This window comes from Salinibacterium sp. SWN139, assembly GCF_015864625.1.
GTDB lineage: Bacteria > Actinomycetota > Actinomycetes > Actinomycetales > Microbacteriaceae > Rhodoglobus.
The window spans coordinates 305,036-326,918 of sequence record NZ_JADYWV010000002.1 but is presented as its reverse complement, the minus strand read 5'-3'; the positions used below and the strand labels follow the sequence as shown (position 1 = coordinate 326,918).

22 protein-coding genes are annotated in these 21,883 nt (G+C 61.6%); 10 read left to right on the top strand and 12 right to left on the bottom strand.

Translation table 11 applies throughout. The annotated features are described in order from the left end of the window. Positions 1-83: 83 nt before the first annotated feature. Genes I6E74_RS06750 through I6E74_RS06740 form a run of 3 tightly spaced genes read left to right on the top strand, consistent with a single transcriptional unit; the run spans position 84 to position 3,105 of the window. A complete protein-coding gene (locus I6E74_RS06750) occupies positions 84-1,043 on the top strand; it encodes a phosphodiester glycosidase family protein (protein WP_197124188.1) in 960 nt (319 codons plus the stop codon). Further along, positions 1,040-2,158 carry a bifunctional glycosyltransferase family 2/GtrA family protein gene (locus tag I6E74_RS06745; RefSeq protein ID WP_197124185.1) on the top strand — a complete coding sequence of 373 codons (1,119 nt, stop codon included), beginning with the start codon at positions 1,040-1,042 and terminating at the stop codon, positions 2,156-2,158. Before I6E74_RS06750 ends, I6E74_RS06745 begins: the two co-directional genes overlap by 4 nt. Positions 2,159-2,160: 2 nt before the next feature. After that, positions 2,161-3,105: a cation diffusion facilitator family transporter gene (locus tag I6E74_RS06740; RefSeq protein WP_197124183.1), complete on the top strand. Its 945-nt coding sequence runs from the start codon at positions 2,161-2,163 to the stop codon at positions 3,103-3,105. A 9-nt stretch (positions 3,106-3,114) separates the two neighbouring features. On the opposite strand, the gene I6E74_RS06735 is transcribed toward I6E74_RS06740, so the two are convergent. The 5 genes from I6E74_RS06735 to pdhA are packed head-to-tail and all read right to left on the bottom strand — an operon-like array spanning position 3,115 to position 8,087. Further along, positions 3,115-3,897 carry a hypothetical protein gene (locus I6E74_RS06735; protein WP_197124182.1) on the bottom strand — a complete coding sequence of 261 codons (783 nt, stop codon included), beginning with the start codon at positions 3,895-3,897 and terminating at the stop codon, positions 3,115-3,117. Then, a complete protein-coding gene (locus tag I6E74_RS06730; RefSeq protein WP_231601145.1) occupies positions 3,894-4,466 on the bottom strand; it encodes a signal peptidase II in 573 nt (190 codons plus the stop codon). Before I6E74_RS06730 ends, I6E74_RS06735 begins: the two co-directional genes overlap by 4 nt. A 35-nt stretch (positions 4,467-4,501) precedes the next feature. Continuing rightward, positions 4,502-5,971 (bottom strand): dihydrolipoamide acetyltransferase family protein, encoded by a 1,470-nt coding sequence (locus I6E74_RS06725; protein WP_197124180.1) that lies wholly within the window; start codon positions 5,969-5,971, stop codon positions 4,502-4,504. Beyond that, on the bottom strand, positions 5,971-6,972 hold the full coding sequence (locus I6E74_RS06720) for an alpha-ketoacid dehydrogenase subunit beta (protein WP_197124178.1): 1,002 nt from the start codon (positions 6,970-6,972) through the stop codon (positions 5,971-5,973). Before I6E74_RS06720 ends, I6E74_RS06725 begins: the two co-directional genes overlap by 1 nt. Next, positions 6,969-8,087 carry a pyruvate dehydrogenase (acetyl-transferring) E1 component subunit alpha gene (pdhA, locus tag I6E74_RS06715; protein WP_197124176.1) on the bottom strand — a complete coding sequence of 373 codons (1,119 nt, stop codon included), beginning with the start codon at positions 8,085-8,087 and terminating at the stop codon, positions 6,969-6,971. Before pdhA ends, I6E74_RS06720 begins: the two co-directional genes overlap by 4 nt. A 241-nt stretch (positions 8,088-8,328) precedes the next feature. On the opposite strand from pdhA, the gene I6E74_RS06710 reads away from it, so the two are divergent. Both I6E74_RS06710 and I6E74_RS06705 read left to right on the top strand, forming a co-directional pair. After that, the gene (locus I6E74_RS06710; RefSeq protein WP_197124174.1) at positions 8,329-10,002 is read left to right on the top strand and encodes an FAD-binding dehydrogenase; all 1,674 of its coding nucleotides are present in this window, start codon (positions 8,329-8,331) and stop codon (positions 10,000-10,002) included. A gap of 38 nt (positions 10,003-10,040) precedes the next feature. Continuing rightward, positions 10,041-10,895 (top strand): hypothetical protein, encoded by an 855-nt coding sequence (locus I6E74_RS06705; RefSeq protein ID WP_197124172.1) that lies wholly within the window; start codon positions 10,041-10,043, stop codon positions 10,893-10,895. Here I6E74_RS06705 and I6E74_RS06700 read toward each other — a convergent pair. Next, positions 10,892-11,572, bottom strand: coding sequence for a hypothetical protein (locus tag I6E74_RS06700; protein ID WP_197124170.1), 681 nt, complete (start codon positions 11,570-11,572; stop codon positions 10,892-10,894). The genes I6E74_RS06705 and I6E74_RS06700 overlap by 4 nt on opposite strands. 19 nt (positions 11,573-11,591) lie before the next feature. Here I6E74_RS06700 and I6E74_RS06695 point away from each other — a divergent pair, with 19 nt between their 5' ends. The 5 genes from I6E74_RS06695 to I6E74_RS06675 all read left to right on the top strand — a co-directional run bounded on the left by I6E74_RS06695 (position 11,592) and on the right by I6E74_RS06675 (position 17,481). Then, complete coding sequence (locus tag I6E74_RS06695; protein WP_197124168.1) at positions 11,592-12,458, top strand: acyl-CoA thioesterase II; 867 nt, start codon at positions 11,592-11,594, stop codon at positions 12,456-12,458. Between the two features lie 424 nt (positions 12,459-12,882). After that, positions 12,883-14,181: a glycine betaine/L-proline ABC transporter ATP-binding protein gene (locus I6E74_RS06690; RefSeq protein ID WP_197124166.1), complete on the top strand. Its 1,299-nt coding sequence runs from the start codon at positions 12,883-12,885 to the stop codon at positions 14,179-14,181. Next, positions 14,178-15,137 carry a proline/glycine betaine ABC transporter permease gene (locus I6E74_RS06685; RefSeq protein WP_197124164.1) on the top strand — a complete coding sequence of 320 codons (960 nt, stop codon included), beginning with the start codon at positions 14,178-14,180 and terminating at the stop codon, positions 15,135-15,137. The genes I6E74_RS06690 and I6E74_RS06685 overlap by 4 nt, the downstream gene beginning before the upstream one ends. A gap of 103 nt (positions 15,138-15,240) precedes the next feature. Further along, positions 15,241-16,134, top strand: coding sequence for a glycine betaine ABC transporter substrate-binding protein (locus tag I6E74_RS06680; RefSeq protein WP_197105980.1), 894 nt, complete (start codon positions 15,241-15,243; stop codon positions 16,132-16,134). A 111-nt stretch (positions 16,135-16,245) separates the two neighbouring features. After that, positions 16,246-17,481, top strand: a complete 1,236-nt coding sequence (locus I6E74_RS06675) for a glycerate kinase (protein ID WP_197124162.1) — start codon at positions 16,246-16,248, stop codon at positions 17,479-17,481. Between the two features lie 65 nt (positions 17,482-17,546). On the opposite strand, the gene I6E74_RS06670 is transcribed toward I6E74_RS06675, so the two are convergent. The 6 genes from I6E74_RS06670 to msrA form a co-directional block, all read right to left on the bottom strand. Further along, positions 17,547-18,014, bottom strand: a complete 468-nt coding sequence (locus I6E74_RS06670) for a thioesterase family protein (protein ID WP_197124160.1) — start codon at positions 18,012-18,014, stop codon at positions 17,547-17,549. A 2-nt stretch (positions 18,015-18,016) separates the two neighbouring features. Next, entirely contained in the window at positions 18,017-19,699 is a 1,683-nt protein-coding gene (ettA, locus tag I6E74_RS06665) for an energy-dependent translational throttle protein EttA (RefSeq protein ID WP_197124158.1), read from the bottom strand. Between the two features lie 47 nt (positions 19,700-19,746). Next, positions 19,747-20,226, bottom strand: a complete 480-nt coding sequence (locus I6E74_RS06660; protein ID WP_197124156.1) for a hypothetical protein — start codon at positions 20,224-20,226, stop codon at positions 19,747-19,749. 70 nt (positions 20,227-20,296) lie between these two features. Continuing rightward, on the bottom strand, positions 20,297-20,797 hold the full coding sequence (locus I6E74_RS06655) for a single-stranded DNA-binding protein (RefSeq protein ID WP_231604825.1): 501 nt from the start codon (positions 20,795-20,797) through the stop codon (positions 20,297-20,299). A 202-nt stretch (positions 20,798-20,999) separates the two neighbouring features. Then, the gene (locus tag I6E74_RS06650) at positions 21,000-21,212 is read right to left on the bottom strand and encodes a methyltransferase (protein ID WP_197105985.1); all 213 of its coding nucleotides are present in this window, start codon (positions 21,210-21,212) and stop codon (positions 21,000-21,002) included. A gap of 127 nt (positions 21,213-21,339) precedes the next feature. Beyond that, on the bottom strand, positions 21,340-21,861 hold the full coding sequence (gene msrA / locus I6E74_RS06645; RefSeq protein WP_197124154.1) for a peptide-methionine (S)-S-oxide reductase MsrA: 522 nt from the start codon (positions 21,859-21,861) through the stop codon (positions 21,340-21,342). Positions 21,862-21,883 lie beyond the last annotated feature (22 nt).

The following is a 21,883-nucleotide window of genomic DNA, read 5'->3' as shown; positions in this document are numbered from 1 at the left end:
CACCGAAGACTCCCTCAAACGTCATGGCAACCTCACAGCGTCCCCATTTGAGAGTGATAGCTGCCGCGCGTATTTCTTGAGGTATGCGAAAGAAACCTCTTCGAAAACGGCACATCGTCATCGGCTCCGTGCTGGTGCTCGTGCTCGGTCTGGGCAGCACCGCTGCGTGGGCTCTCGATCGATTCGTCATTGAGCACGTCGAGATTTCGGATGTAGCCCAGTACGAAGCCGACAACAGCACCAGCACCACGAGTACCGAGCCGACTGCCGCAGCGACGACCGAGCCCGTTCTTACCGACACCAGCTATACCTCCGACGACGCCAACGTCACAATCTCCACGGTCGTCACCGGCAGCGGTGCTGAAACCGTCACCTACTACGTCGCGGACGTCGAACTGACGGATGCCACTGCCCTGCGGTCGGCGTTTGCCCAGAACAGCTTCGGCGAGAACATCATCGATCTCACCTCGTCAATCGCGGCCGAGCACAACGCGATCTTCGCCATCAACGGCGACTACTACGGCTTTCGAGACACCGGCATCGTCATCCGCAACGGCGTCACCTACCGCGACGAACCTGCCCGCGATGGGCTCGCGTTCTATCTCGACGGCAGCGTCGAGGTCTATGACGAAACCACCACCTCTGCCGACGAGCTGATCGCCGACGGCGTCTGGAACACGCTCTCTTTCGGGCCTGCAATCGTCGAAGACGGCGACGTTGTTGCCGGTATTGAAAACGTCGAGATCGACACCAACTTTGGCAACCACTCCGTTCAGGGCGAACAACCCCGTACCGCTGTCGGGGTGATCGACGACAACCATCTCGTCTTCGTCGTCGTCGACGGCCGCGACCCCGGCTACAGCTCTGGCGTGACTCTGCCCGACCTCGCGGTCATCATGCAAGATCTCGGCGCCACCACCGCCTACAACCTCGACGGTGGAGGCTCATCGACCATGTACTTCAACGGCACCGTCATCAACCAACCATCCAACGGCGGAGAACGCGAAACCTCAGACATCCTCTACGTGGGAGCCGCATCATGATCATCCTCATCCCCTCTTTCGAACCGGATGACCGCCTTGTGCAACTCGTGTGCGATCTGCGCGCGACGGCACCCCTGCTCCGCGTCGTCATCGTGGATGACGGCAGCGGCCCGGCCTATGCCGACCTGTTCGCTGCTGTGCAGCGCGTTGGCGCCGACGTGATCGGCTACAACGACAACCACGGCAAAGGTCACGCTCTCAAATTCGGCTTTCGCTCCATCCGCACAAATCACGCCGGTGAGGCCGTTGTCTGCGCTGACAGCGACGGCCAACACACAGTGGGAGACATCCTGCGGGTGGTTGCCCAACTGCAGGCGTCCGACGGCGCCATGGTTCTCGGCGGTCGCGCCTTTGCGGGCGATGTTCCCACCCGCAGCCGTTTCGGCAACGCCGTCTCACGCGCAGCTTTCAAGTTCGCGACCGGTGTTGCCGTGCGCGATACTCAAACCGGGCTGCGCGGCTATCCCGCTTCGATGCTCGACTGGTTACTGAGCATCAAGGGCGAACGGTTTCAGTACGAGCTGAACGTGTTGCTCGGGTCGCGCTCGGCCGGCATCCGGATCGAAGAAATCGAGATTGAGACGGTCTACTTGCAGCACAATGCCTCCTCACACTTTCGCCCGATCGTCGATTCGGTGAAAGTGTTTGCGCCACTGCTGCGCTATATCTCCTCATCGCTGGCCGCATTCCTGATCGACGCGATCGGCCTCTTCATCCTCTTTGCCTTCACGCAGTCGCTGCTCGTGTCAGTCGTCGGCGCACGGCTCGTGAGCGCCTCCGTGAACTTCCTCATCAACCGCCACCTCGTGTTCAACGCCAACAATCGTGACCATGTGGCGCGGGATGCCCTGCGCTACGTCATTCTCGCGCTCGCGCTCGTCGCCTCCAGTTACGTGTGGCTCTCGGTGCTCGTCGACTGGGGCGTTCCGCTCGTCATTGCCAAGGTCTTCTCCGACGTCACGCTCTACATCATCAGCTTCCAGGTGCAGCGACGCTTCGTTTTCAAGTCCGGGGCGGCACCAGGAGTGCCGGTGCAGTCGGAGACTGACGCAGCGCTCGGTGCAGATCGACCAGCCCTGCGTACCGCGGCGAGGAGCCACGGTACTAGCGTGTAACTATGAGTGACGCTCCCAAGAAAACAGCACAAGTGCGCACCGTCGTGGTCGCCTTCGTTGCGAACCTTCTCGTAGCAATTGCAAAATCGATCGCAGCATTGATCACCGGCTCGGCCTCGATGCTCGCCGAATCCGCACACTCGTGGGCCGACGCCGGCAATGAGATCTTTCTCCTCATTGCCGAACGGCGAGCGGTGAAGCCAGCCGACGCGAGCCATCCACTGGGATTCGGGCGTGAGACCTACGTCTGGTCACTCTTCGCGGCCGTTGGTTTGTTCACCGCGGGCGCTGTGGTCTCGGTGCAGCACGGAATCTCCGAGCTCATCGACCCAGAACCCGCCAGTGACTTCGGAATCGCCTACCTCGTGCTCGCGATCGCTGCTGTGCTCGAAGGCGTGTCCTTCGTGCAGTCGATGGTTCAAGCCAAAAAGGGAGCTGCGCGCTTCGGCCGCCGCACCCTCGAATATGCGCTCAACAGTTCCAACACCACCCTTCGTGCGGTGCTGGCCGAAGATGCTGCCGCCCTGATCGGCCTCACCATCGCCTTCTTCGGCATCCTGCTGCACCAGCTCACGGGCAATTCAGTGTGGGATGCCGTTGGTTCGCTAGCGATCGGCCTCCTTCTCGGTGTGGTTGCGATCGTTCTCATCAACCGCAATCGTCGGTTCCTCGTCGGTCAGACGCCGGGTGATGCTGCTCGCGCTGTAGCGGGGCGGGCTCTCGCCGAGCATCCCGAAATCAGTCGCGTCACCTATCTGCACCTCGAATTCGTGGGCCCGTCACAACTGTTCGTCGTGGCCGCCATCGACCTGGAGGGCAACCACCGCGAAGAAGAAGTCGCACGTCAGCTGCGTGAGCTCGAACGCTCGATCGAGGGTAACGACCTGATCAAGAAGGCCGTGCTTACGCTCTCGGTCAGCGACGAGCCGTCGATCAGCTTCGACTAGCTACGAGCGCTACGACGAGGCGCGGTCTGAAGACAGACCGCCGAGGCGGCGCAGCACAGCGCTCAGGAGCGTTCCTGCAGCATCCGGAATCACATGGTGGTTGAGGTAAATGCCTTCAAGCCACGGCAACACTTCTTCGGCAGCAAGCCCAATGACGTTCCAGTCAACACCGGGCACGGCTTTAGAGCGCGGCTCGCCCGTGCGCGGATCGGTCCACGCTTGAGCAATCGGTCGGTCGGGCTCGGAATCCCCTGCACCCCAGAGCAGCGCGATCGGATGATTTTCGCCCTCGATGTGGTCATGAGTCACTGTGCCCGCACCGAGCCACGGGAGCGTCAAGAGCTCTCCCTCGACCTCGATCTCGAGCAGATCGAGCTGCACTGGCTCTTCGACCTCGCAAATGTAGAGATCCAGCCCCGCATCGTGCCACGCGGCAGCCTGCGTGATGTCGTCGAGCAGTTTGGGCAGAAGGGCGTGAAAGGCGCTGGCAAGCTGCGTTGCCCACTGCAGGAGCACGCGGGTGTCGTTAGCCGACCACGGGCTCGAGCCGCGATGGTCGCCGGCCGGAGTGTGGAAGTGGTGGTCGCTGCCCGCGCTCGTTGTCTCGAAATGCAGTTGCCCGTCGGGATATTCGACGTAGAGATCACTCAGCTGGGCTTCGTCGTCCCAGTCACCAAAGAGCTCGGGAGCTTTCAGCGCCGGCGGGAGGTCGAGCGCCGGCGAGCGCTGCGTTCCGAGGTTGAGCACTGCCCGCAACCGCGTGTTGGGCATGCGCAGGCTGAGATCGGTCATTCGGTGGTCGTTGCTTCCGCCGGAGCATCCGCGTCGCTGCTCGTGACGGGTTCGGGCTTAGCGGCGATTCCCATGAGAGAGATGATGACGATCATGATCGCGCCGCCCACAAGGGCAATGTCGGCGATGTTGCCGATGAAGTAGCCGTTGTAGTTGATGAAGTCGACGACGTGACCGCGCGCAAAACCGGGGTCACGGAACAGGCGATCACCAAGGTGAGTGATCGCACCACCGAGGAGCATGCCGAGCGCGATGGCCCAGGCGCGCGACTGAACCGTCCACGCGTACCACGTGATCGCGACTACGGCGAGCGCCGCAATGATCGTGAGCACCCAGGTGTATTCCTCGGCAAGCGAGAAGGCAGCGCCGGGGTTGTAGACGAGCTGGAACGACAACAGATCACCAATGATGGGGATGTTGATGCCGCCACCGAGATTGGTTTCAGCCCACCACTTGCTCAGCTGGTCTGCCGCGATCACAAAAGCAGCGAGCGCGAAAACACCAACCAACAAACGACGCGGAGCGCGTGAAGAAGTGGTGGCCGCAGCAGGGTCGAGATTCTCGGTCATAAGACCATTCTTACCTGTTGCGGCCACCGCTGCTTTCACACCATCGTCAAAACGGTGCCGGGGTCGTTCAGAATCGAACCAACATCGGTCAAGAAACGCGCCCCTTGCTCACCGTCAACAAGGCGATGATCGAACGACAGGCTCAAGGTCATGACGTCGCGCAGGGCGACGTCGCCGTGGTGTTCCCACGGCATCCTGCGAACAGCACCCATCGCCAGAATCGCGGCTTCTCCCGGGTTCAGGATGGGGGTGCCCGCGTCTATGCCGAAGACGCCCACGTTGGTGATCGAAATAGTTCCCCCATTGAGCGATGCCGGAGTTGCTTTGCTCGCGCGTGCATTGCGGGCCAGATCTCCGATTGACTCGGTGAGTTCGGCCAGGTTCATGGCGTCGGCATCCTTGAGGTTCGGCACCATCAGGCCCCGTGGCGTCGCAACCGCGATACCGAGGTTGATGTAGCCGAACTCCACGATCTCGTTGGCTTCGGCATCCCAGCGCGAGTTCAGCGAGGGGTTGCGCGCGACACCGATGCACAGCGCCTTCGCGACAACGGAGAGAACGGATGCTGCGGTGCCTTTCGCCTTCAGCTTCGCTACTAGCTCCACCGTGCGCGTCACATCGATCGTCAAGAACTCGGTGACATGGGGCGCCGTGAACGCACTCGCCACCATCGCGGCCGCGGTTGCCTTGCGCACCGACTTGATCGGCGTGCGGGTCTCGCGCGGATGTGTGCCCGCGAAGGCTCTCGCCGCCTGCGGTGCGGATGCTCCCGCCGCAGTGTCTTCGCCCGACTGCGTGTCGGCGGGCGACTGTTCTGCCGCGCTCAACACATCGTCGCGCGTGATGATGCCCTCGGGGCCTGTGCCGCTCAGTTGCGTCAGATCGACGCCGCGATCGGCCGCGAGCTTGCGCACCGGCGGAGTCGTCTTAGTGCGGGCGTCGGTGGGTGTGACGACAGGCTCGGACGCGGGCTCTGGGGCGGCGGCGACCGCTTCTGCGTCCGCCGCCGGATTCGCTGCCAGAGCAGCCGACGGAGTCGTTGCTGCTGCTGAACGAGGCTTGCGCGTGGGGCGCTTGCCGCTCTCCACGGCAGGACCGTAGCCGACGAGTACCGCGTTGCGTTCCGGGGCAGCCTCAGCGACGGTCGTAGCGCCACCGTCGCTATCCTTTGCTCCCCCAGCATTGGCGTTTGCGTCCCCGGCGTCGGTGCCAGCATCAGCTGACGCGCTGCTGGCATCCGGCCCACTCTCGGCGCCAGCGCCACCATCCAATTCGAACGTCACAATGCGGGTGCCGACCTGCACGGTGGAGCCAGGCTCAGCGTGCAGCGCCGAGATAATGCCCGCAACAGGAGACGGCAACGACACAATGGCCTTCGCCGTTTCGACCTCAGCAATGGGTTGGTTGAGCGTGACAAGATCGCCAACAGCAACATGCCATTCAACGATCTCAGACTCGGTCAGACCCTCACCCAAATCGGGCAGAGCAAACTCTTTGACAGCCATTACGCGCTCCAACCGGTGAGTGAATTCACGCGACCCAGCGCACGGTCAACACCGTCAAGGATGCGGTCAAGGTCAGGCAAGAAGTGGTCCTCCAACTTTGCGGCCGGGTACGGCACATCGAAGCCCGTGATGCGCACTGGCGCTGCCTCCAAGTAGTAGAAACAACGATCGGTGAGCGTCGCAGCGATCTCGGCACCGAGGCCGCCAGACTCCGAGGCTTCGTGGGTAATCACGAGCCGCCCGGTCTTCTGCACGCTCGCCGACACGGTGTCGAAGTCGACCGGCGAGAGCGAGCGAAGATCAACCACCTCGATAGAAATTCCGTCATCGGCGGCGGCGACTGCGGCATCCAGAGCCGTCGCGACGAGCGGGCCGTAGGTCACGAGCGTGACGTCGGTTCCCTCGGTCACCACCCGGGCTTTACCCATGGGCAGACCGGTGGCATCTTCGTCGACCTCGCCCTTGGTCCAGTAGCGCCGCTTGGGTTCGAAGAACAACACCGGGTCATCGCTCGCGATCGCTTCGCGCAGCATGCTGTGGGCATCTTGCGGGGTCGAGCACGTGACTACGCGCAGGCCGGCAGTGTGGGCGAAGTACGCCTCGGGCGACTCCGAGTGGTGCTCGACCGCGCCGATACCGCCGCCATAGGGAACCCGAATCGTCAGCGGCATCCGCACATTTCCGCCGGTGCGATAGTGCAGCTTGGCGACCTGGGCGACGATCTGGTCGAAGCCCGGGTAGATAAAGCCGTCGAACTGAATTTCGCAGACCGGGCGGTAGCCACGGAACGCGAGGCCCACGGCCATGCCGATGATGCCGGCCTCGGCGAGCGGGGTGTCGATAACGCGGTCCTTGCCGAAGTCGCGCTGCAGACCGTCGGTGACACGGAAAACGCCACCGAGGGTTCCGATGTCTTCACCGAGCAAGACCACTTTGTCGTCGTCGCTGAGGGCGCGCCGCAGCCCCGAGCCGAGAGCTTTCGCCAGAGTGAGTTCTGTCATTTGTCGAATCCCTCGAGGTAGGCCTTGTACTGGCTCTTTTGACGCGCGAGCCCCGAGTGCTCGGTCGCATAGACGTTGTCGAACACACTGAGCGGTTCGGGGTTCTTGAGCGCCAAGCATCCGGCGCGGAATTCTGCCGCCACCTCGTCTGCTCGCGCCTGAATGGATGCCGCCAGTTCGTCGGTCAGCACTCCTTCGCTGCGTAAAAACGCTTCCACGCGCGCAATAGGGTCTTTGGCTTCCCACTCTTGTGCAACCACCGGGTCGACATAGCGGCTCGGGTCGTCAGAGGTGGTGTGGGGCCCGCGACGGTACGTCACGGCCTCGATGAAGGTCGGGCCGCCGCCGGTGCGCGCACGATCGAGAGCGCTGCGCGTTGCGGCCATGACGGCCAGCACGTCGTTGCCATCGACCCGGATGCTCGGAATCCCGAACCCCGGAGCGCGATCGGCAATAGGCCGCTGAGCCTGAAGGCCCACGGGCTCAGAAATCGCCCACTGGTTGTTCTGGCAGAAGAAAATTACGGGAGCGTTGAAGGAGGCCGCGAAGACCATCGCTTCGTTGACATCGCCCTCGCTCGTGGCGCCGTCGCCAAAGTAGGCCACCGAGACGCTGTCGACGCCATCAAATGTGCACCCGACGGCATAGCCGGTGGCATGCAGCGTTTGGGCGCCGATGATGACGGCGGGCGTTGCCATGCCGATCTCGAAGGGGTCCCAGCCTGAAGCCGCTGTTCCGCGCCAGACCCGCACGAGGTCGGGCAGCTTCACACCACGGCAGTAGGCCACGGCGTTCTCGCGGTAGCTGGAGAAAACGAAATCGTCGGGGCGCAGCGTGCGAGCAGAGCCGACCTGCGCGGCTTCTTGCCCCAAGAGCGGCGGCCAGAGGCCGAGTTCGCCCTGACGTTGTAGAGCGGTTGCTTCCGTATCGATACGGCGCACGATGATGAGGTCTTCATAGAGACTCGCGAGCTGATCACCGGTGACGTCTGACACCCAAGGGTCGTAGAGTTCGTCGCTTAGCCGTTTTCCGTCTGGGTCAAGAAGTTGCACAAACTCAGGAGTTTGCTTCTTCGCTCCAGACATCGGGGCTTTCACGGGCACGGTGGTACTCATCGTTTCTCCGATCCGCCTTTGCGCCTGCTGATGTGCTGCGCTCTAGCGATCCTCACAACCGCGATTGGTAAATCACAGGTTGACCCGAGCCTCGTCGCTCGGAGTTAATCTGACGGTACCTACCCCGTGGGCGGGGCACAAGGTTCCACGCCAAAGTTGCCCCAGATTGTGAGGATGACCGGCATACTGTCAGCGCAGGGGTCGCCAATGTCGGCGGCACTCAGTGTCGAAGGAGTCACGGATGCCGCAGTCCCCCGAATTGGACGCGATCGTTGTCGGCGGAGGCCTCGCCGGATTGGTCGCGGCGGCTGAATTACTCGCGGCGGGCAAGCGCATCGCGCTCGTCGAGCAGGAGCCAGAGGCGAGTCTTGGCGGCCAAGCGTGGTGGTCGTTCGGCGGGATGTTCCTCATTGATTCGCCTGAACAGCGACGGCTGGGCATCAAAGACTCTCTCGAGCTCGCTACGCAGGACTGGTTCGGCACTGCCGGTTTTGATCGAGACGAAGACGAGTGGCCGCGCCGCTGGGCGGAGGCCTATCTTCAGTTTGCTGCCGGCGAGAAGCGCGAGTGGCTCCGCGAGCGCGGGGTGAAGTTTTTCCCCGTTGTTGGCTGGGCCGAACGCGGCGGGTATACCGCCCTGGGCCCCGGCAATTCGGTTCCGCGGTTTCACATCACGTGGGGCACCGGCCCCGCGGTGATCGAGCCGTTTGTTGCGGCTCTCCGCAGCGGCATCGAGAAGGGGCTCGCCACCCTTCACGTGCGCCACCGTGTCGATGAACTGATTACCGAGAACCGTGCCGTCGTGGGCGTCCGTGGAGCAACACTGGCCCCGGATGACGCGGTGCGTGGTGCGGCAAGCAACCGAACCGTAGTCGGTGATTTCGAACTCCGTGCTCCCGCCACGATCGTGACCTCGGGTGGAATCGGCGGCAACCACGATCTCGTGCGCGCCCAGTGGCCCACCAGATTGGGCTCAGCACCCAAGAATTTGCTCAGCGGCGTTCCCGCGCATGTCGACGGCCGGATGCTCGGCATCGCCGAAAGCGCCGGAGCTCGCCTCATCAACGGCGACCGCATGTGGCACTACGTCGAGGGAATCCAGAATTGGGATCCGGTATGGCCGCAGCACGGCATCCGCATCTTGCCCGGCCCCTCGAGCGTGTGGCTCGATGCCACCGGTCACCGCTTGCCCGCTCCCCTGTTTCCCGGCTTCGACACCCTCGGAACGCTCGAGCACATCGTCTCCACCGGCTACGACCACTCCTGGTTCGTGCTCACACAGTCGATCATCGAGAAGGAGTTCGCCCTCTCGGGTAGCGAGCAGAACCCCGACCTCACGGGCAAAAGCATGCTCGAGTTGCTCAAGCAACGGCTCAGCACGGGCGCCACCGGTCCCGTCGAAGCGTTCAAGAAGCACGGCGCTGACTTCGTGGTGGCTGACACTCTCGACGAGCTACTCGACGGCATGCAGAACCTCACCCCCGACATTGCGATCGACGCCGCTCACGTGCGCCGCGAGATCGAAGCTCGGGATCGCGAACTCACCAATAAATTCACCAAGGATTCCCAAATCACTGCGCTGCGCCAGGCGCGCCACTATCTCGGAGACAAGCTGATTCGCGTGGCGAAGCCCCACCGCATCCTCGATCCCAAAGCGGGACCGCTGATTGCGGTCAAGCTCAACATTCTGACGCGCAAAAGTTTGGGCGGCATCCAGACCGATCTCTCGGGGCGTGCGCTGGATGCCGAGGGGACGGTCGTTCCCGGTCTCTGGGCAGCCGGCGAAGCTAGCGGATTCGGAGGCGGCGGCATGCACGGCTACCGCGCCCTCGAAGGCACCTTCCTCGGTGGGTGTTTGTTCAGCGGGCGCTCCGCCGGGCGAAGCGTTGCGGGGCGGAGTGTCGCGAGCGAGTAAGTGTCAGATTTGTGCCGCACCGCCAGTAGAATCGCAGCGTGAACGACGCATCGACTCCCCTTCCTCCCGCCGGTTGGTACCGCGATCCCGCCGGAGGAGCAGCACCCCGCTGGTGGAGCGGAACGGCCTGGGCGGCCGCTAACTCGGTTCCCGCCGATGCGACCCCGTTGCCGACTCCTGCTCCTGCCGCCGCAGCTCCGGCGACACCGCCAGCCGCGCCGACACCGCCAGCCGCGCCGACACCGCCAGCCGCGCCGACACCGCCAGTGGCACCGGCTGCGCCAGCGCCAGCAGCAGCGCCAGCAGCAGCGCCGGCAGCGGCCAATTCGGTGCCGCCGATCACCCCCGCTTCGCCCGCTGCAGTAACGGCACCGGCAGCAACACCGGCTGCCGCCCCGTCAGCAGTAAATCCTGCGGCCAACTACACCTACGCGGCCCCCAGCGACGTCAGCGATACCGGAACGAACACCTGGCAAATCTGGGTATTCGTGCTCTTGCCGTTGATTTCGCTTCCCGGGCTTTTCGCCATCGACCTTGATGCGCTTGTGCCGCGCCCAACCGACACTCCGACCGACGCCCAACTACGTCTGCTCGTTGACCCCGGCTACCTGTGGATGATGCTTTCCGGTTGGCTGTTGTTCTTGGTCAACATTCCCTTAGCGATTTTTGACCGACGCGAACTCGATAATCGAGGCATTGACCGCCCCTTCCACTGGGCGTTCATCTTCCTCGGTTGGCTGATCTACGTCATCGGCCGTTGTGTTGTGGTCAAGAAGCGCACCGGTCAAGGACTAGCGCCGATGTGGGCAGCGTTCGGCGTCATGGCCATCATGTTTGCGACGACGGTCGTGTTCATGGGCATGTTGTTTAGCCGAGCAGTAGAAACCCTCTAGCGCGCCACTGACCAGGCGCGGCGCTTCACGAGAATGTGACCACGCTTGGTCGATAGTCGCGTCCACGCTCCAGATTCAAAAACGGATGCCGCCTCATCGTCGGCGAGAAAACCCAAGCTAACGGCGGCGAACCCTGCACCGGCCGGCACGTAGTCGGGTTCGTCCAGCGGACGCCCCCATACTTCGGTGCGCACTTTGTGCACGATCGCTTCGCCGGTTCCGGTGGGAATAGCTGCGGCGACTTCTTCGATTCCTGCCCGCGCAGCTTCTTCAAGCACAGCACTCGGAACAGAATCGATCGCGACCCATCCCCCGCGCGGTGGCGAAATTGCGGCCCACGTGACGGTGTTGACGCTCATCGGCAAGTTGACGGCAACCGGCTCAGAAAAGCTAGCGGCTGAAGCCTCGACGGCGCTCTCAATGCGGCCAAGCAGGGAGCGAACCGGAACGACGGCATCGAAGTCATCCGTTGATGACAAAGCGAAGGTGCGCAGTCCAAGCACGGTGGGGCTCTGGTCGAGGAGCCCGGCGGGGTGAAGAACAGACACATAGACGGCGAGAACGCCGGCGCCACCGATGAGTCGCACAGAGCCCTCATCGACTCGGGCAGCTCGGCCCAAGAAAACCTGTAGATCTCCCAGCGCGAGGGAATCCACCAAAGTAAACGATCCAGTCATAGGCCTCTAAACTACAGGCATGAGCGACCCTATGGCTGGGCTTCTAACTGCCCTCGATCTGACCGACACCGGCGCGCGAACAAGCGAAGACATTTTTACTGGTCCCAGCCAGTGGATGCCGCAGGGCCGCGTCTTCGGCGGGCAAGTGTTAGCGCAGGCTCTCGTTGCCGCGCAGCGCACTCTCGCCGAGGATCGCGTCGTGCATTCGATGCATGGATATTTCTTGCGCCCGGGTGATGTCAACCTCCCGATCACGTTCTCGGTCGACCGCATCCACGATGGTCGCTCGTTCTCGACGCGACGTACTCAGGCCTATCAAGATGGCGTGCCCATCTTGTCGGCAATCGCCTCATTCCAGGATGACGATGAAGGACTCGACCACCAGATCGACATGCCCGCCGACCTTCCCGACCCGGAGTCCCTGCCGACGACTGCTGAGTCACTGGCGAGCGTCGATCATCCGGTAGCCCGTTATTGGTCATCGCAACGCCCGTTCGACATGAGGTACGTAACCTCGCCCATCTTTATGAGCGTTGATGGCGGCAATGTGCCCCATCAAGCAGTGTGGCTCAAGTCGGTCGGCCCCATGCCCGACGATATGAACCTGCACCGGGCCGCACTGGCCTACGCTAGCGACTACTCGATTCTGGAATCGATCATGCGACGCCACGACCTCGCGTGGGTCACTCCCGGAATCAAGGTGGCGAGCCTTGACCACGCTATGTGGTGGCATCGCGAAGCTCGGGTCGATGAGTGGCTCCTCTATGTGCAAGAGTCCCCCAACGCGATCGGTGGCCGTGGCCTCTCGCTTGGCCGCATCTACGACCGTGCTGGCCGGCTCATCGCCAGTGTTGCGCAAGAGGGCATGGTGCGCCCTCCTCGCTAGAAGGCCCCGATTCGTCAAATTGGACGGCTCTTTTAGTTCCGATAGGTAACAAACAAGTAACAAAGATGACCCCGCTCGATCCCTGCTGTGCCGCGGATCGCGCCCGGTCGCCGTCACTGGATGTCCCCACTCTGGTGGACCTGAAACTGCGGAAAAACCCAAAAAACGTTACCGTTGATATCGGCCTTGCTGCCAGTGTGCCCCTTTTTTGGGCCCTGTAGGCAAGGTGCTACGAAATCAGGCCGCGCGCGCCACCCCGTTACCGGGATGTCGCTCGTACGGTTGATTCGCAGTGGAGTTGCTCCGAAAGCGCTCCCCTATCGATTCCCATCAGAATTACTCCGGATTCGACAGAGCCCTGCGTTCAACCCGGACCGTAACCGAGAGAAGCGAAGCCCTAAAGGTGCCGAGTAATCAGGAGAACGTGACCGAGAAATTTGCTGTCAGCGCGAAGAACATCTACAAGGTGTTCGGCCGCCGCCCCCAGGAAGCCGTTGAGAGGCTCCAGCACGGCGCCTCCCGCGATGAGATCAAAGAGCTCGGAACTGCTGCTGTCATCGACGCAAGCTTCGATGTTCTCCCGGGCGAAATTTTCGTAGTGATGGGCCTTTCCGGATCAGGAAAGTCGACCCTCATCCGCATGCTTAATGGCCTCTGGGAAACCACTTCGGGCAGCGTCACAGTCGGTGGCGACCTGATCACGGGTATTTCTGGCCCCAAGCTTCGCGATGTTCGCCGCCGCCACATCTCAATGGTGTTCCAGCACTTCGCTTTGTTCCCGCACCGCACGGTGCTCGAGAATGCTGCGTACGCGCTCGAAGTTCAAGGGATGCCCAAGACTGAGCGTCTTGCCCGGGCGCAGAAGACGATTGACCTCGTCGGCCTCAAGGGCTGGGGCGCCAAGATGCCCTCCGAGCTTTCCGGTGGAATGCAGCAGCGCGTCGGTCTCGCCCGCGCCCTCGCTGCCGACACCGACATCCTCCTCATGGACGAGGCGTTCAGCGCTCTCGACCCGCTGATTCGTCGTGAAATGCAAGAGCAACTGCTTGAGCTTCAGACCGAACTCGGCAAGACCATCATCTTCATCACTCACGACCTCAACGAGGCAATGTTCCTCGGAGATCGCATCGCAGTGATGCGCGATGGCCGCATCGTTCAGATCGGCACGCCAGAAGACATCCTCACCGACCCGGCCAACGACTACGTTGCTCAGTTCGTTCAGGATGTTGACCGCTCTCGCGTTCTCACCGCAGCCAGCGTGATGGAGCCTGTCCGGGCGACAGTCTTCGCTAGCGGCGGACCGCGTGCAGCTCTGAAGATCATGCGTGACCTTCAGACGTCGACCGCATTCGTCATCAGCCGCGACCGCACCCTTCAGGGGGTTGTTCGTGACGCCGATGCCATGAAGCTCGTCCGTAAGGGCATCAGCGACATGACCTCGATCCTGAGCGACGAATACAGCGCCGTGACCGAAGACACCTACCTGTCGGAGCTCTTCGTTCCCTCGGTGGAAAGCCCGCTTCCGCTGGCCGTCATCGACGAGCGTGGTCGTTTGAAGGGTGTCGTTCCTCGCGTCACTCTGCTTGCCGCTCTCGGCAACGTCACCACAGACACCGGTGAGCTTCAGGTCATCGAACCCCCGCTTACCGTCTCGACCTCGGTTATTACCGATGCCCTTGACGCCAGCGATACGAATTCCGACGCGAAGGAGGACGCACGATGAACGACTTCCTCAGAATTCCCCTCGGCCAATGGGTCGAAGACGGCATTGACTACATCACTGAAACTTTTGGCGCCTTCTTCGACGTCATCAAGTTCATCATTGCGTCGATCTCCGACGGAATGAACTTCCTCTTCACCTCCCCACCCTTCTGGGTGATCCTGATCATCTTCGCCGTCATTGCTTTTGTGGCTCGCGGTTGGATGTTCTCGGTAGGAAGCATCCTTGGTTTTCTGCTCATTCTCACGCTTGACCAGTGGGAAAACGCGATGGACACCATGGCGCTCGTGCTCGTCGCGGCCTTCCTCGCCATCATTATCAGTGTTCCGTTAGGAATTCTGGCGGCTAAATACCGAACGGTCTCGACCATCGTGAAGCCGATCTTGGACTTCCTGCAGACGATGCCCGCCTTCGTTTATCTGATTCCTGCGCTCATCCTGTTCCGCATTGGTGATGTTCCCGGAATCGTGGCAACTGTGCTCTTCGCTCTTGCACCCGGTGTTCGCCTCACTGAACTCGGAATTCGCGGTGTGGATAGCGAAGTTGTTGAAGCCGGACAGGCTTTCGGCGCATCGCCCGGCCGCATCCTTCGTCAGATTCAGCTTCCGCTGGCTCTGCCGTCAATCATGGCCGGTATCAACCAGGTCATCATGCTCTCGCTCTCCATGGTCGTTATCGCGTCCATGGTTGGTGCCGGCGGCCTCGGCCAGCCCGTTATCCAGAGCTTGAGCCGAGCGGATGTCGCACTCGGCTTCGAGGCTGGACTGTCTGTAGTTATCTTGGCCATCTTCCTGGACCGCCTCACGGCATCCTTCGGATCGGGCAAGGGTTACTTCCAGTTCATTATCGAATCCTTCAAGGTTCGTAGCCGTAGCGAAGAATCCGAAGTGGTTGACACCACCGCAGACAGCTCGGCCGCTACGACCGAACCAGCCGAACACACTCCCCCCGTTCGCTAATTTTCGGGCGCCAACCCGCGCTCGTTTCCCGCATGCAGAAAATCCTGTATGCATCGACGTCAACATCGTCGACGCTTTAGCGTTGACAGAAAAGGACGACACCATGAAGAAGCAGACACGTGCTGCAATTGCAATCGGAGCCGCTGCGCTCCTCGGTCTGTCGGCTTGCGCCGCAGGCGGAGACGACACCGCGTCCGGCGACGCTGTTGAGAGCAAGGATCTCAGCATTGCCGTATTCAACGGATGGCCTGAGGGCGAAGCAGTTTCGTACCTCTGGAAGGCAATCCTTGAAGAAAAGGGTTACAACGTAGAGCTCGAATACGCTGACGTTACCCCGATCTTCTCGGGCCTCAGCACCGGTGACTACGACATCGCGCTTGACGGATGGCTCCCCATCACTCACGCCAGCCTGATGGAAGAGTACGGCGACACCATTGAAGACCTCGGCGCATGGAACAGCGAAGCTGGCCTGACCGTTGCAGTCAACTCTGATGCCCCCATCGATTCGCTCGACGAGCTCGCAGCAAACGCTGACGCTTTCGGCAACCGCATCGTTGGTATCGAGCCTGGTGCAGGACTCACTGAAGCAGTCCTGAACAACACCATGCCGACCTACGGCCTCGACGACATGGAACTTCTCACCTCGTCGACACCCGCCATGCTTGCTGAACTGCAGGCTGCACTCGATAACGGCGAGAACATTGCCGTTACTCTCTGGCGTCCGCACTGGGCCTACGATGCATTCGACATCAAGGACCTTGCTGACCCCGAGGGAACGCTCGGAGACGTTGAAGAAATTCACTCCTTCGCACGCGACACCCTGAGCGACGACATGCCTGAGGTCACCGAGTGGATCTCGAGCTTCAAGATGGACTCCGAGCTGCTTTACTCGCTCGAGAACGTCATGTACAACGAGTACGAAGGAACCGACTTCGAGCCCATCGTTGCTGACTGGATTGCAGCGAACCAGGACTACGTAGACGGCCTCACCAGCTAATACTGTTGTAGCTTTCAGCACTTCGGTGCTGTAACTCACGAAAAGGGGTCGCCTTCGGGCGGCCCCTTTTTGCGTGCGCACGGCAACCATCCAGTGTCACGCTAGGGTCGAATGGTGCCAGCAATTGATAATCCTGTCGTCGTCATCGCTCCCGATTCGTTCAAAGGCAGCCTGAGCGCTGCGGATGCCGCGGCGGCTCTCGAACGTGGAGTCCGCGAAATGCTTCCCGAGTCAGCCACCGTGCTCACGTTCCCCATGGCTGACGGCGGAGAAGGTTCCCTCGACGCCGTACTGGCCGCCTGGCTCCAGCCGGCGCTCACGATGACGACGGTGGATGCCATCGGTCGCGAACGCGAAGCCAGCTACGGACTCGACAGCGAAGGTCGCCGGGCGATCATCGAAGCCGCGCAGTCCAACGGACTCCCCTACGTCAGCGACGTGCCGCTACAGGCTTTGCGCGCCGACAGCTACGGCGTCGGCCTCATCGCCGCACGCCTCATCGAAAAAGGCGCGCGCGACGTGACACTCTTTCTCGGCGGCTCAGCAACCACCGACGGCGGCACAGGCATCCTCCGCGCACTCGGTGCGCGATTCCTCGACGCCGAGGGCGACGAACTGGCACCCGGAGGGGGCTCACTAGCCTCCCTCTCAACGATCGACCTCAGCGGGCTCATCGCCGGCGCACTGGAGACGCAGTGGCGCATCGCCGTCGATGTGACCAACCCACTGGTGGGAGAACAGGGCGCAGCCCACGTCTTCGGGCCTCAGAAGGGGGCTTCGGCATCCGATGTCGCTGTCTTGGATGCCGGGCTCACCAGACTTGCCGAAGTGCTGGCAGAGACGCCGCTGGCTGTCGAGCGCGGCTTCTCTGCCGCCGGAATCTGCGCGTTGCCCGGCATCGGTGCCGGCGGCGGAATGGCCGCTCCCCTCGTGGCACTATTCGGTGCCGAGCTCGTTCCCGGCGCCCAGCTTGTGGCGGATGCCATTGGCCTGAGCAAGGTCGTCGCCAGCGCCGACATTATTCTCACCGGCGAGGGCCGCTTCGATTCGCAGTCGCTCGACGGCAAAGTTGTCGATTACCTGCGCGGCGCTAAAGGCCCGAGCGGGTGGCTTGCGGTTATTGCAGGCAGCATGGGAATGAGCCCGAGTGAGGCGAAGGCTGCCGGCATCGACGTAGCCCTTCCGCTGGGCTCAGGCATCGAGAGCCGCAAAGAGCTCTTTCAACTGGCGGCTCCACTACTAGAGGCGCGGGGCGCTCACGCGATTGCCGAATGGTTCGAACCCACCGACCTTGACGCCGAATTCAGAGACGAAGAGGGCGACGACGACGCGAGGCTCGGCAACTAGCGTCTGGCAGCTAGTGCGTGGCAACTAGCGTCTGACAGCTAGCACCTGGGAATTAGCGCGTGCAACTAACGCCGCTTGGCGAATTGAAGCGGTTCTTCGGCGTAGTCGTTGAATACAGCCCGTTGCGCTTGGCTGATGCGCATGGGCCGTGAGGTTGCAGCATCAACAAGCACCAATGTCGTGGATGCTCGAACGAAAAGCAGCTGCGGTTCAGCGCCCTCCGGGCTGTAAATCTCGTAGCAAACTTCGAGGCTTGCTCCCCCGACGCGCCCGATCCACATCTGGATGTCGATGGGTTCGCGCATGTACGGGATCGGCAGCAGGTACTCGATTTCTTGCCGCGCAATGAGCGTCATGGTGTCGCCGCCGGGGCGACCATCGAGCACGGCGGTGAGGGGCGCATCCGCTCCCGCTACTGGCCAGAATGCGTGAATGCGCGCCTCTTCGAGCAGGCGAAACACTTCGGCGTTGTTGACGTGTTGGTACGCGTCTACATCTGACCAGCGCAGCGGGAGCGGAATGTGCAACCTCATGGCTAGTCGCGCGTGAGCTTGCGGTAAGCGCTGCGGTGAGGCTTGGCCGCGTCGGGGCCAAGGCGCTCGATCTTGTTTTCTTCGTAAGCGTCGAAGTTTCCCTCGAACCAGTGCCAGTAGCCCGGGTTCGCTTCCGTGCCTTCGTAGGCGAGGATGTGGGTCGCGATGCGGTCGAGGAACCACCTATCGTGAGTGATCACCACAGCACAGCCGGGGAATTCGAGCAATGCGTTCTCGAGGCTTCCGAGAGTCTCAACGTCGAGGTCGTTAGTCGGTTCGTCAAGCAGCAAGAGGTTTCCGCCCTGCTTGAGCGTGAGCGCGAGGTTCAAACGGTTGCGCTCACCACCGGAAAGAACGCCAGCCTTCTTCTGCTGGTCTGGTCCCTTGAAGCCGAACTGCGACACGTACCCGCGCGACGGAATTTCAGTCTTGCCGACCTGGATGTAGTCCTGGCCGTCGGAGACAACTTCCCACAGTGTTTTATTGGGGTCGATTCCGCCGCGGCTTTGGTCGACGTAGGAGATGTCGACGGTCTCGCCGACCTTGAGATCTCCTGAGTCGAGGGGCTCAAGACCAACGATGGTCTTGAAGAGAGTGGTCTTTCCGACACCGTTGGGGCCGATGACGCCGACGATTCCGTTTCGCGGAAGAGTGAAGCTCAGCCCGTCGATGAGAATGCGCTCGTCGAAGCCCTTCTTGAGGTTCTTGGCATCGATAACCTGTGAACCCAGACGCGGACCCATCGGGATGACGATTTCTTCGAAGTCCAACTTTCTGGTCTTCTCCGCTTCGTTCGCCATCTCTTCGTAGCGTGCGAGTCGAGCCTTCGATTTGGTCTGGCGGCCCTTGGAGTTGGAGCGCACCCACTCGAGTTCGCTCGAGAGACGCTTCGCGAGCTTGGCGTCTTTCTTGCCCTGCACCTGGAGACGTTCTTGCTTCTTCTCGAGGTAGGTGGAGTAGTTGCCCTCGTAGGGGTAGAGGTGACCGCGGTCAACTTCAGCAATCCACTCGGCGACGTGGTCGAGGAAGTACCTATCGTGGGTTACGGCCAGTACGGCGCCCGGGTACTTGGAGAGGTGCTGCTCGAGCCAGAGAACACTTTCGGCGTCGAGGTGGTTAGTGGGCTCATCGAGGAGCAGCAGGTCGGGCTTCTGGAGGAGCAGCTTGGTGAGCGCTACGCGGCGCTTTTCTCCACCGGAGAGCTTGTTGACGGGCCAATCTCCGGGAGGGGTGCGCAAGGCATCCATTGCCTGTTCGAGCTGGGAGTCGAGGTCCCACGCGTCGGCGGCGTCGATCTCCTCTTGAAGCGTGCCCATTTCGGCCAGAAGGGCGTCAAAGTCTGCGTCAGGTTCGGCCATCTCGAGGCCGATAGCCGCGTGACGGTCGACTTTGGCCTTGATCGGCCCAACGCCTTCTTGCACGTTTTCGAGAACAGTCTTGCTCTCATCGAGCTCGGGTTCCTGCATGAGGATGCCGACGCTGTAGCCGGGGCTCAGCCGAGCTTCACCGTTGCTCGGGGTGTCGAGCCCGGCCATGATCTTGAGGATGGTGGACTTACCGGCACCGTTGGGGCCAACCACACCGATCTTTGCGCCGGGATAGAACGACATCGTGACGTCGTCAAGAATGAGTTTGTCGCCGACCGCTTTTCGCGCGCGCACCATGGAATAAATGAATTCGGCCATGTGACCATTCTACGGAGCGCCGGGCGTGAGTCGAACCCGATTGGCGACTACCAGTCGATTGCGCGGGTCTTTCCGACAAGACAGCCACCGGTGCCCAAAAGCGGTTCGATGGATGAGGCGTAATTATCGGGAGCAAACTGACCGAGTAGGCACTCCCCCTTGATGCGCACGGAGACCACGATGGAGTCGGCGGCAAGACCAATTGCGGTGGTGTCGGCGGTGATTTCCATGTCTTGCTTCTCGAAGCCATTGTCGATGAGGTTGTCAACGATGGTGCGACCATCTCCGCGACCATTTGCTTCGAAGTATTCGGTGTTGATCTGGTCGAAGAATTGACGGTTAGCGACGGCATTCTCGCCGGGGCGCAACATGGGGGCAGTCTCGCTGGCTTCGGGAGCTGGCGTCGTTGATGCCGCGGGGGTTGCTGTCGGTTCTGGCGTTTCCGCTACGCAACCGCTGAGCGCGACTGCTGCCGCCAAGGTGAGGGCAAGAACTGCACCGAGTCGGCGAGTGGGTCGTACGCGCATTGCATTCCCTTCATCGGCCACGAGACTTCAGGGCCGCATCAAGTCTAGATTGCTTGCGCGCACGATCCGCTCAGAAGGGCGTGACTGTGCTGCTTCCCGCCGCAATGAGCTCGCCTTCTTCAGCGGCGTCAGTTTCAGTTTCAGTTTCAGTTTCAGCGTCAGCTGCGGGGAACGTATCGTCGCTCTCGGCCTGGTGACTCGCTGAGCTCACGCTGGAGATGGTGCGGGAGAACTGGGCCGTTCCCCACATAAGGTCGTGACCGAGCGAGTCAGCTTCGATTTCGATATTGGTGCCGCTGCGGTCAGCGTTCTCCCATTCGCGAATCTTCAGCCGCCCGCTGAGCACGACACGGTCGCCCTTGCCGATCGACGCAGCACTGTTGATCGCTAGCTGGCGGAACGACGTGATCGTGTACCAGTTAGTTTCGCCATCAATCCACCGCTGATTGCTGCGGTCAAACCGACGCTGCGTAGACGCGAGCCGGAATGACGTAATGGGCAAACCTTCACTCGTGACGATGTGCCGTGGGGTCGTCGCGACGAGCCCCGAAACGGTAATGGTGTCTGACATATCTGCTCCTTGGTCTGGGCCACGAAGCGAACAACGCGGCCGATGTGGGAGACAGATGCGGGCCGACACTCGTGCCGGGAAGCCGACCCGGCATCCGTCTGACACCAGTGTTCGTCAGCACGCCACAGTGAGCGAGCTGCGTCTCAGCATCTGTGGATGCCGGACACACCGCGCCCGCTATCAGGAGAAGTGAGCGGTCAGCCTAGTGCTCGCGGAACTCAGGCCACGCCGTGCCGGGAAGCAGGTTCGCGTGCAGGGCTGCTTTCGCGGCATCCAGAGTCGGATACACCGCTCGATAGTCTTCGTCTTTCAATAACTTGAAGGTGAACCCGTCTGTTACCCGGTGCACCGAGCCAACTGCCCCTGCCTGAGTGAATGCCACCCAGGTTTGTCCGGTCAGAGTGTGGTTTGTCATTTCCGAACCTCCTTCGAATTAGTGAGAAAGCGACGCCACTGTCGCTTGTTAACGACCGTACGCCGCCTCGCGACGAAGATAAAGACCTTCGTGCGAGACGGCGCACAGATTGTGTCGCTGCCGAGGACTACTTGATGTAGCTCGAGAACGACGAACGAATTTTATTGACCTTGGGCAATGCAACCGCCATGCAGTACCCCTGACCAGGGTTCTTAGCGAAGAAGTCCTGGTGGTAGTCCTCAGCCTTGTAGTACGTGTCGAGTGGCTCGATCGTGGTCACGATGCCACCATCCCAATATCCGGATGCGCGGTCACGGGCAGCCTCGAAGAGAGCCTTCTGCTCGTCGTCCTCGTAAAACATCGCCGAACGGTACGACGAGCCGACGTCGTTGCCCTGACGATTGAGCTGGCGTGGGTCGTGCAGCGTGAAGTAGACGTCGAGGATGACCTCGTCGGGGATGACCTCGGGGTCGAAGGTGACCGCAACCGCTTCAGCGTGGCCCGTTGTTTCGGTGCAGACCAGCTCATAGCTGGGGTTCGGCACGGTTCCACCGGTGTAGCCGGAAACTACGTCAGTGACGCCATTGAGGGTGCGATAAACCGCGTCGAGGCACCAGAAACAGCCGCCTGCGAGATGAAATGTGTGCATAAGTTGAGCCTACTTTCTTGGG

Coding starts and splice junctions, on each gene's coding strand:
- I6E74_RS06750 (WP_197124188.1), top strand. CDS start 84: ATGCGAAAGAAACCTCTTCGAAAACGGCACATCGTCATCGGCTCCGTG.
- I6E74_RS06745 (WP_197124185.1), top strand. CDS start 1,040: ATGATCATCCTCATCCCCTCTTTCGAACCGGATGACCGCCTTGTGCAA.
- I6E74_RS06740 (WP_197124183.1), top strand. CDS start 2,161: ATGAGTGACGCTCCCAAGAAAACAGCACAAGTGCGCACCGTCGTGGTC.
- I6E74_RS06735 (WP_197124182.1), bottom strand. CDS start 3,897: ATGACCGATCTCAGCCTGCGCATGCCCAACACGCGGTTGCGGGCAGTG.
- I6E74_RS06730 (WP_231601145.1), bottom strand. CDS start 4,466: ATGACCGAGAATCTCGACCCTGCTGCGGCCACCACTTCTTCACGCGCT.
- I6E74_RS06725 (WP_197124180.1), bottom strand. CDS start 5,971: ATGGCTGTCAAAGAGTTTGCTCTGCCCGATTTGGGTGAGGGTCTGACC.
- I6E74_RS06720 (WP_197124178.1), bottom strand. CDS start 6,972: ATGACAGAACTCACTCTGGCGAAAGCTCTCGGCTCGGGGCTGCGGCGC.
- pdhA (WP_197124176.1), bottom strand. CDS start 8,087: ATGAGTACCACCGTGCCCGTGAAAGCCCCGATGTCTGGAGCGAAGAAG.
- I6E74_RS06710 (WP_197124174.1), top strand. CDS start 8,329: ATGCCGCAGTCCCCCGAATTGGACGCGATCGTTGTCGGCGGAGGCCTC.
- I6E74_RS06700 (WP_197124170.1), bottom strand. CDS start 11,572: ATGACTGGATCGTTTACTTTGGTGGATTCCCTCGCGCTGGGAGATCTA.
- I6E74_RS06695 (WP_197124168.1), top strand. CDS start 11,592: ATGAGCGACCCTATGGCTGGGCTTCTAACTGCCCTCGATCTGACCGAC.
- I6E74_RS06685 (WP_197124164.1), top strand. CDS start 14,178: ATGAACGACTTCCTCAGAATTCCCCTCGGCCAATGGGTCGAAGACGGC.
- I6E74_RS06680 (WP_197105980.1), top strand. CDS start 15,241: ATGAAGAAGCAGACACGTGCTGCAATTGCAATCGGAGCCGCTGCGCTC.
- I6E74_RS06675 (WP_197124162.1), top strand. CDS start 16,246: ATGGTGCCAGCAATTGATAATCCTGTCGTCGTCATCGCTCCCGATTCG.
- I6E74_RS06670 (WP_197124160.1), bottom strand. CDS start 18,014: ATGAGGTTGCACATTCCGCTCCCGCTGCGCTGGTCAGATGTAGACGCG.
- ettA (WP_197124158.1), bottom strand. CDS start 19,699: ATGGCCGAATTCATTTATTCCATGGTGCGCGCGCGAAAAGCGGTCGGC.
- I6E74_RS06660 (WP_197124156.1), bottom strand. CDS start 20,226: ATGCGCGTACGACCCACTCGCCGACTCGGTGCAGTTCTTGCCCTCACC.
- I6E74_RS06655 (WP_231604825.1), bottom strand. CDS start 20,797: ATGTCAGACACCATTACCGTTTCGGGGCTCGTCGCGACGACCCCACGG.
- I6E74_RS06650 (WP_197105985.1), bottom strand. CDS start 21,212: ATGACAAACCACACTCTGACCGGACAAACCTGGGTGGCATTCACTCAG.
- msrA (WP_197124154.1), bottom strand. CDS start 21,861: ATGCACACATTTCATCTCGCAGGCGGCTGTTTCTGGTGCCTCGACGCG.